This is a genomic window from Candidatus Symbiopectobacterium sp., from assembly GCF_020054415.1.
GTDB lineage: Bacteria > Pseudomonadota > Gammaproteobacteria > Enterobacterales > Enterobacteriaceae > Symbiopectobacterium.
In genome coordinates this window covers 1-8,301 of the sequence record NZ_JAHWCO010000158.1, presented here as the reverse complement: position 1 = coordinate 8,301, position 8,301 = coordinate 1, and the positions used below count along the sequence as shown (strand labels likewise).

The 8,301-nt window shown below is 53.2% G+C and carries 6 protein-coding genes and 5 pseudogenes; 9 read left to right on the top strand and 2 right to left on the bottom strand.

Translation table 11 applies throughout. The annotated features are described in order from the left end of the window. Positions 1-85 (top strand): annotated as a pseudogene (locus QZ506_RS04730) (lipoprotein); the annotation flags it as partial. Positions 86-139: 54 nt separating this feature from the next. Here QZ506_RS04730 and QZ506_RS04725 read toward each other — a convergent pair. Beyond that, positions 140-657: pseudogene (locus tag QZ506_RS04725) on the bottom strand (ATP-binding cassette domain-containing protein); the annotation flags it as partial. 362 nt (positions 658-1,019) lie between these two features. Beyond that, the gene (locus tag QZ506_RS04720) at positions 1,020-1,583 is read right to left on the bottom strand and encodes a transcriptional regulator (RefSeq protein ID WP_291969406.1); all 564 of its coding nucleotides are present in this window, start codon (positions 1,581-1,583) and stop codon (positions 1,020-1,022) included. Between the two features lie 182 nt (positions 1,584-1,765). On the opposite strand from QZ506_RS04720, the gene QZ506_RS04715 reads away from it, so the two are divergent. From QZ506_RS04715 to QZ506_RS21480, 8 genes and pseudogenes are all read left to right on the top strand, one after another. Further along, positions 1,766-2,014, top strand: coding sequence for a helix-turn-helix domain-containing protein (locus QZ506_RS04715; RefSeq protein WP_040465859.1), 249 nt, complete (start codon positions 1,766-1,768; stop codon positions 2,012-2,014). A 13-nt stretch (positions 2,015-2,027) separates the two neighbouring features. Beyond that, positions 2,028-4,007 carry a transposase gene (locus QZ506_RS04710; RefSeq protein WP_291969404.1) on the top strand — a complete coding sequence of 660 codons (1,980 nt, stop codon included), beginning with the start codon at positions 2,028-2,030 and terminating at the stop codon, positions 4,005-4,007. A gap of 272 nt (positions 4,008-4,279) precedes the next feature. Next, complete coding sequence (locus QZ506_RS04705) at positions 4,280-5,200, top strand: AAA family ATPase (protein ID WP_291969402.1); 921 nt, start codon at positions 4,280-4,282, stop codon at positions 5,198-5,200. 204 nt (positions 5,201-5,404) lie between these two features. Then, on the top strand, positions 5,405-6,859 hold the full coding sequence (locus tag QZ506_RS04700; protein WP_291969400.1) for a hypothetical protein: 1,455 nt from the start codon (positions 5,405-5,407) through the stop codon (positions 6,857-6,859). A gap of 5 nt (positions 6,860-6,864) precedes the next feature. Then, positions 6,865-7,329, top strand: a pseudogene (locus QZ506_RS04695) (phage tail protein). Then, positions 7,326-7,721 carry a hypothetical protein gene (locus QZ506_RS21485; RefSeq protein WP_367272973.1) on the top strand — a complete coding sequence of 132 codons (396 nt, stop codon included), beginning with the start codon at positions 7,326-7,328 and terminating at the stop codon, positions 7,719-7,721. Before QZ506_RS04695 ends, QZ506_RS21485 begins: the two are co-directional and overlap by 4 nt. Positions 7,722-8,083: 362 nt before the next feature. Continuing rightward, positions 8,084-8,190, top strand: a pseudogene (locus tag QZ506_RS04685) (IS1 family transposase); the annotation flags it as partial. A gap of 15 nt (positions 8,191-8,205) precedes the next feature. Next, a pseudogene (locus QZ506_RS21480) lies at positions 8,206-8,301 on the top strand (IS1 family transposase); the annotation flags it as partial.

Below are 8,301 nucleotides of genomic sequence, written 5' to 3'. Positions count from 1 at the left end.
TCAGGTGGGTGAAGCCATGACCATGGTCAAAGCGCTTAACCGGATCACGCTATCAGGAATGCCGAACAGTATTCGCATCACGTAACAATCGACCCGTATGGGGCGCAGTCGTTACAAGTTCTGATTTATTCAACAAAGCCGAAAAAGCCAACGCGATTATTACGCGCTGTCGCATGCCGCCAGAGAGTTCAAACGGGTAACGTTTCATCACCAGCTCTGCATCAGAAATTTGCATTTCTGAGAACAATACCAACGCATGGGCGTGTGCATCGCGTTTATTCAGCGGTTGATGCTGTTGGATAACTTAGCGCATCAAATCACCGACACGGCGCGTTGTATTCAGTGCCGTCATCGGTTCCTGAAAGATCATGGCGACCTTGGCACCACGCATCTGGCGCAGGTTGCGCTCCGGCGCATTGAGCATATCCTGCCCTAACAGGGTAATGCTGCCGCTATTGATTCTATATAGCTCCCGGGTCTAAGCAGCCGCATCACCAGCATCGAGGTTACTGACTTGCCGGAACCAGATTCCCCGACCACGCCAACAATTTCACCACGCTTTACGCTCAACGAGACCTGATTAAGCGCATGTACTTCACCGCGATAAATCGGAAAACTGAGCGCCAGATTATCAATCGTCAACAGGGTATCGTCCATCAGTGCCCTCCTGAGGTTTTCGGATCCAGCAGGTCGCGCACGCCGTCTATGGGGGGGTAATCATTTTGATACTGATCGTGCATGCCTCAAGCAAGCCGCCAACCTTTTACTGGCGCGGCATTGGTCGAAATCTGGGGTTTGATACTCGTCGCGAAAAAATGACTCAAAACTGATTTTTTCGAACGGTATTTGATACTCGAATGATTGCTACTTATGTGAGTTTGAACTGCGTTTAAATCGTTTTTGATTTTCGTTTAAGCAAGCGGCTAAAAAAGTTGGCCGAACTCAATAACCTCATAAAAATTATGCATTAGACCTGTCAGCAAGCATCTGCCTACGCTTACTTAACTCAATCTGCCCGCTTAGCCCGCCCCTTGAGCTAGGCTATTAGTGCTATTCACCTCACCGTCTTCAGATGCCCCTTTTTTAGCTTCTACGTGCGCGTCGATGAGGTCTATTGCTCTCTCTTTCAACTCTGGCGGGAGTAGCATAAAAGTTTCTTCAAGTGTCGCATCATGCTCGGCTAGCTTGATGATGCTACGCGCGCCGCCATTAATAATTATTTTCAGAAGGGCTTCAGCCTCAGCTTTCCCCATAAATTCAAATGCAGTCGCCCAAGCGGTGCGGAGAAGTTCTCTTTCTCTGCCGTCTGAGGCAGGGATTTCAGTTGAGGGCTTGTCTTCAGTCGATAATCCAGTTGCCAGCCACTCAACAGTGACCCCTTCTATTGTGGCGATTTTTATTGCCACATTGAGAGAAGGCTCCGTTCCTCTAGTTAGATAATTGTTTAATGTGGAGAACGAAAGTCCCCAATCCTGCGAAGCGGCCCTTACGCTTCGATTGCCAATAAGGCTTCTCAATCGCTCACCAATACTTTCCTTTCCGTCGCCAGGAATAGCAAATCCGCTTTCTTTTTTACTAACCATTTTCTTTGCCTTGTAACCATATGTTTTAAATAGCTAAAACCACATATGGAATTAACTGATCTCATAAAGACAAAAGAAAGTGAAATTTTTGCTTTACATGAGCCACATGTGGATCAATACTTTTATCCGAAGAGATAACCTACGGTTTATCCTTCGGGATAACTTTTTAGGATAGATGAATGATGAATCGAAAAGAAGATCTGGTTTCTGATTGGCACTCTGAGGATGTCATCCGCGAGCTACACAAGCGTGGTTTATCCCTCGCCGAACTGAGCCGCAGAAATGGTTACGCGGCAGGCTCCCTGAAGTCTGTATTAAGAACAAAATGCAGGTCTTATCAGGAGATTGTGGCTGCTGCACTGGACGTTGCGCCGGAAGAAATCTGGCCCAGCCGTTATCAGACCAAGAGCTATATGCGTAAGGCGTCCTGATATGTTCGTTACGGTGAATGAGTTAATTGGCCTGCCGGGGTTGCCTGGTACTGTTCAGGGAGTGCGGTACACCCTGAATAAGTGTGCTGCTGGTTTGCCGGAAATGATGCGCCGCCGCCAGGGTACGAAGGCCTACGAGTACAACGTTGATTGTCTGCCGGATGCCGCACGTGAAGCTGTTCAGGCCCGCATGGCCCGTCAGCTGCTGGCACAGTCCGCTTCCCTTCCGGCCAGAGCGACCATAGCAGGTGAGCTGGTCACGGGAGCCGGTGGCGAGAAAGTGCAGTGTGAGCTGGCGCTGTACCGTAAATGCCCAGCCCTGCAGGAGAAGAAGCTGCGCGGGCTGAGCGACAGCCAGAAAGCAGTCGGTGATGCGCGGATGGTACTGGTTCAGGAGGTGTTACGCCTTATGGACAGCAGCGAGAACGGCGGTCTCAGCATGAAACGCAAGCAAGCAGTCGAGTTTATTGCCGACGCTTCTGTTGCCGGGACATTGCCGGATTGTGTGCAGCGGGCCGCAGATATCGCCAACGCCCGCAAGGGTGCCACCCGCGCCGGGGTCAGCGTGCCAACGCTTCAGCGCTGGCTGTCAGCCTGGATGGCTGCGGATACGGTGGGTGAACGCATGGCGCTGCTGGCACCGGGTAAGGTCAGCAAAAAAGAGGTGTTCCAGTATTCATGGATGCCGGACTTTATGCGCTTCTGGCGCGATACCAATAAACCCACCGTCATGATGGCATACGAGAAGTTTGCTAAGTGGTGGATTGAGCAATACGGGGACAACGAGATCATGTTATCCATGCTACCCAAAGTTGACACAGTGCGTTATGCGCTGGACAAGCTGCCTGTTGCCGAGCGCGAGCGCGGACGTGCAACCGGCTCCGATTACAAGAAGTACCTGCCGTTCGTGCGCCGCGACTGGTCAGTTATCCCGGTTAATGGTGTGTGGGTCGGCGATGGCCACGGCATGAAGATGGAAGTGATTAACCCTGATACAGGTAAGCCGTTCCGGCCTGAGATTACGCTGGTGATCGACGCCCGCACCCGCGTGGTGGTCGGCTGGAGTCTGGCCATGTCCGAGAGCCAGGTCGCCGTAGGCGATGCCATCCGTAACGCAGTATCACGCTACGGCGTACCGCTGATGTATTACTCCGATAACGGAGGCGGTGAGAAAAACGCCGTATTCGATGCCGACATTACGGGTATTTTCTCCCGCCTCGGTATTGAGCACCCCACCGGTATTCCGGGTAATCCACAGGGGCGCGGGATTATCGAACGTCTTAACCAGGAAATACCCAAGCGTGCCGCGATGGCCTTTGGTTCCTGGGTGGGTAAATCTGGTGACCGGGAGGCGCAACGTAAGTACCGCAAGGCGGTGGAGTCAGCCGTCAACGCGCTGGAAAAAGGCCGTTCGTTGAATGAGGTGCAGGCCACGGCCATGCGCAAGGTGCCGACGATGGAGCAGCTGGTCGCGGAGATTGAGCGCCAGGTAGAAAGGCATAATAACCGCCCGCACAGCAGCCTGCCAAAGCGAGACAGCGGGCAGCACTGGTCACCGCTGGCGTACCGTAACCACGTTATTAAGCAGGAGCAGGAAGAAATTCAGTTCCTGACCAGCTCTGAACTGCATGAAATGTTCCGGCCAGAGCAGATTTGTACAGCCAGACGCGGCGAGATACAGCTATTCAAGAATATCTATTTCAGCACCGAGCTGGCCTGCGTCGAGGGCGAAGAAGTCCGGGTCTGCTTTGATATTCACGACCCCCACAGCGTTATTGTGCGCCGTATGGACGGCTCCTGGATATGTGACGCCATCTGGAACGGTAATAAGGTCGATGCCTTCCCGAAAGCCCGTATCGAGCAGCTTAAAGAGAAGCGTGTTAAACGCAGCGTCAAGAACCTGGAAGACAAGGTGCGTCGCAAGCAGGAAGAGCTGCGGCCAGCACTGGAACAGCGGCCTGAGATTGACGTTACAATGGGCTTTGTTGAATAAATAGATATTATGCTGCGTAGCCATAAAGGCTGCGGATTCCCTTGACGTAAAATCAGTATGTTAAATCCAGAGCGTGGTGATGCATCCCGGAGCGATCAGCATTTTAATCCAAAACTGGCACGGAAAACAGCATGATTACCTATTATTCAACAAAGCCGTTACAATGTTCGCGCCAGTGCGAAATAATAACGAACCCGAAAAGGTTTATTTATTTGAATCGGAATTTGAAAGCGATTTAAAGAAAGCCAGTAATCATCAATAAGGTTATTTAAATGAACATCAAAGATAAATTAATCCACTTGCTGGAGGGGACTGGCTACACCCAAAAAAAGGTAGCCACTAAAACGGGCCTGAGCACAGCGGTTATTTCTCAGTATCTGAAAGGCGTCTATAACGGCAATATCAGTAACGTCGAGTCGGCTATCGCTGACTTTATCAGCCGCGAGGAAGAACGCGCCCGCCGCCGCGAAGTTAAAGAGTCTTTTGTTCAGACCCAACTGGCCGGGCTGGCACTGGGTTTAATCACCAACACCCATATGGACAGCGATATCGGCGTTATTTATGGCCCGGCAGGTATGGGCAAAACTATGGCGCTGAAGCGCTATGTGGAGATGAATAAGGGCGCGATCATGATTGAGGCCGACCCCGGCTACACCGCCAAAGTGCTGCTGCAGGAGCTGTGCGCCCGCCTGGGTGTGAAAAAGACCGGCAATATCCATGAGTTAAGCGAAGAGTGTATACAGGCGCTGACGGGCACCGGCTGGGTTGTTCTGGTGGATGAAGCCGAGCTGCTGCCTTACCGCGCACTGGAGGTACTGCGCCGCATCCACGACCGTTCTGGCGTCGCCCTCGTGCTGGCAGGCATGCCACGTCTGCTGATTAACCTCAAGGGGTCTCGCGGTGAGTTTGCACAGCTCTACAGCCGCGTGGGCATGGCGTTAGACCTTGAGGCCCACAAGAGCAAATCCGAGGTTGAGGACTTCAATACCATCCTCGCCAGCCTGTTGCCGGATGAAGGCGACGGTGACGTTATCTCAGTGCCGGGCGTTGCAGAGGCGTTTCTCAAATATTCAAAGGGTAATTACCGCCGCATGTTCAAACTGGCGCGGGGTGTTGTTCGCGCCAGTGCTATCGGTAATCAGGGTATCAGCGTCAAGTTAATTGAGACTTACGCGCAGCTGTTAATTCATTAATTGAGGGGAAATAAAATGGAAATGTGTCCGGTATATCAGGGCTGTGTAAATTTTGAGGGTAATAAATATTACGCTGTTTTATTAAATGGCAGGCTTTGTTGAATAATAGTGAGTCATGCTGTTTTGCCAAGCCAGTTTTGGTAGAAAATGCTTGTGTCCTCAGGTGTACAGTTTTCTCATGAGGCCTAACTGCATGATTTTGCGTTGCGAGGATCCGTCGTTTCACTGGACTGCCAGCATAAAATCTATTTATTCAACAAAGCCGAAAAATTCATCAAAACGCCGTTTAACTATTTAATAGAAGAGGTGGTACCGCGTATCAAAAAAGCCTTTCCGAACCTCTCTGATGAAGGGGTGCAACTCAAAATTGGCGTGCTGTTCTCCAATCGCACGGCCTCCGACCTGTTCGCCACGATGTATAACCAGCGCGAGAACATTCAAAAGCAACTGCTGGCCGGCACCCAGGCGCAAGATATTGATACTTTGCTTCGTCAGTGGCAGCACACCGCCGGCGGCCAAGAATTGATCCTGGAGGCTAAAAAACACGATCTGTATAAAAATATCGGGGAAAAGGTGCTGCCGCTTTACGTCAAGGGACTGGAAAAGGTGTCGGCGATGATGGACCGGGTAAACGCCTTTTTTGCCCGAAATCAGCAGGCAGAGAAAGTGCTCACCGTGACCGCTGCCGGCTTTTGCCTGCTGCTGACCGCCGGCGGCGCATTAACTCTGGCACTTGCCTCACTGCTGGGACCTGTCGCCCTGCTGCGTTATGGCTTTAGCCTGCTGGGCATCAAGGGCGATGGTGCCTTTTCTCTGCTCGGCAAGGCGATACGGCGTACTGCCACGGCGGGACGTGTGCTTCTGGTGGGCGCCCTCCGACAGATTGGCACCGCCACTGTCTGGCTGGTGCGCCTGATGTTCGCCAACCCGATCCTGGCAATAATTGGCGTCATCGCCGGCGCGGCGGTGTTGATATGGCAAAACTGGGATACCCTTGGTCAAAAATTCAAAGCGCTATGGGAGTCCGTCAGCCAGACGACACGGGAAAAATGGCAGGCTATCCAGGATTATCTACAGGCGCTGCCTGGCCGGTTTAAGGATTTTGGTACCCGTATCATCGATAGCCTGATGGACGGCATCAATGAAAAATGGCAGGCGCTGAAAAACAAACTGACCTCGCTCACCGACTACCTGCCGGACTGGATGAAGGGCAACACCACCGTGCAGGCCACTCGTGCGCTGCATCCGCTGGCAAACTACGTCGGCGAGTACGACAAGGGCGTGCGTATTCCGTCCGGGCGCTTTGGTCTGGTGGGGGAAATCGGCTCGGAAATAATCAGTGGCCCGGTCAATGTCACCAGTCGCCGCACCACCGCCAGTCTTGCCGCCGCCGCCCTGATGATGGGCGGCATGTCGTCTGCCATAGCTCAGGCGCCGCTGCATCCCTACAGCCTGCCGGCGAGCCATTACCGGGCGCAGCAGGGCACGGCGGCCCCCGCTGGCGGCGTGACCCACATCAGCATTGAGGCTCCCATTCAGATTGTGGCGCAGCCGCACCATAGCACGCAGGATATCGCACGGGAGGTGGCCCGCCAGCTTGATGCCCGCGAGCGCCAGGCACGCGCCCGTGCCCACAGCCGGTTTGAGGACAGAGAGTAAAAAAGATGATGATGGCTTTAGGCATGTTCGTTTTTATGCTGCACACCGTGCCCTATCAGGAATTTCAGCACCAGATGGCTTGGCGTCACCCGTCCAACCGCCGGATAGGCCACCGCCCGCAAAGCCAGTACATCGGCCCGGATGAAGAAACCGTCACCCTGAGTGGTGTGCTGTTGCCGGAAATCACCGGCGGGGGCGTCTCGCTCATGGCGCTGCAAAAGATGGCGGAAACCGGTAAAGCCTAGTCGCTGATTGAAGGTAACGGGGCTATCCATGGCATGTTTGTGATTGAAAGTCTGAGCCGCACCAAAAGCGTGTTCTTCTCCGACGGCGCCGCGCGTAGTATTGAATTTAGCCTGACGCTTAAACGCACCGATGAAAACCTGAAAGAGATGTTCTGTGACCTGTCGCAGCAGCTTAACGACCTGAGCGGCGCACTCTTCGAAACCCTGTGCGGGCTGCTGTCATGAGCATGTCGGCCTTGCTGGATATCCCGGCGGGTGGCCATACCCCGGACTGGCGGCTGAGCGTTGACGGCGTCGATATCACCGGCAACATAGCACACCGCCTGATGTCATTAACCCTGACGGATAACCGGGGCTTTGAGGCGGACCAGCTGGATATTGAACTGGATGACAGAGACCGTAGTCTGCTCTTGCCGCGCCGCGGGGCTAACGTTGCCCTGTCTCTCTGCTGGAATGAAACCGGGCTGATAAATAAAGGCACCTTTACCGTCGATGAAATCGAGCGCAGCGGTGCGCCCGACCGGCTGACGATACGCGCACGCAGCGCTGACTTTCGTGCCTCGCTCAACGTCCAGCGCGAAGCCTCTTACCATAACACACCCTCGGCGATGTGTTGAAAACGCTCGCCGCCCGACATAAGCTGACGCCGGTGATAAGTCAGGCGATGGCACACACCAAACTGGCCCACAGCGACCAGAGCTAGGAATCAGATGGCAGCTTCTTAACGCGACTGGCAAGGGATCATGGCGCGGTGATGGCGGTTAAACAAGGGAAAATGCTGTTTTTTAAACAGGGGCAGAATCAGAATCTGAGCGGTAAACCGCTTCCGGCGCTGACCCTCACCCGCCAGCAGGGCGACAGTCACCAGTTCACGCTCACCGACCGCGACGCTTATACCGGCGTGGTAGCGCACTGGCTTGGTCGTGTATTCAATATGTTGATTGCAGTGTGAAATGTCCGGTTTTGGATGTGGAATACAGTGGCTAAGGTTGATGTAAGATGCCCGTTTTGTGAACAGACATCTCCTGTGAAAAAACACGGTTATGGTAAAAGTGGCCTCAGCGTTACCGTCGTCAGTCATGCAAACACGGATGGCACAGTGCTTACAACGACGAACTTCCAAAAGTAAAACACATTGTTAGCAAGCTGTATACACAGCGTATTGAGCGTGCACATCTGATACTGCGTAACCGATTG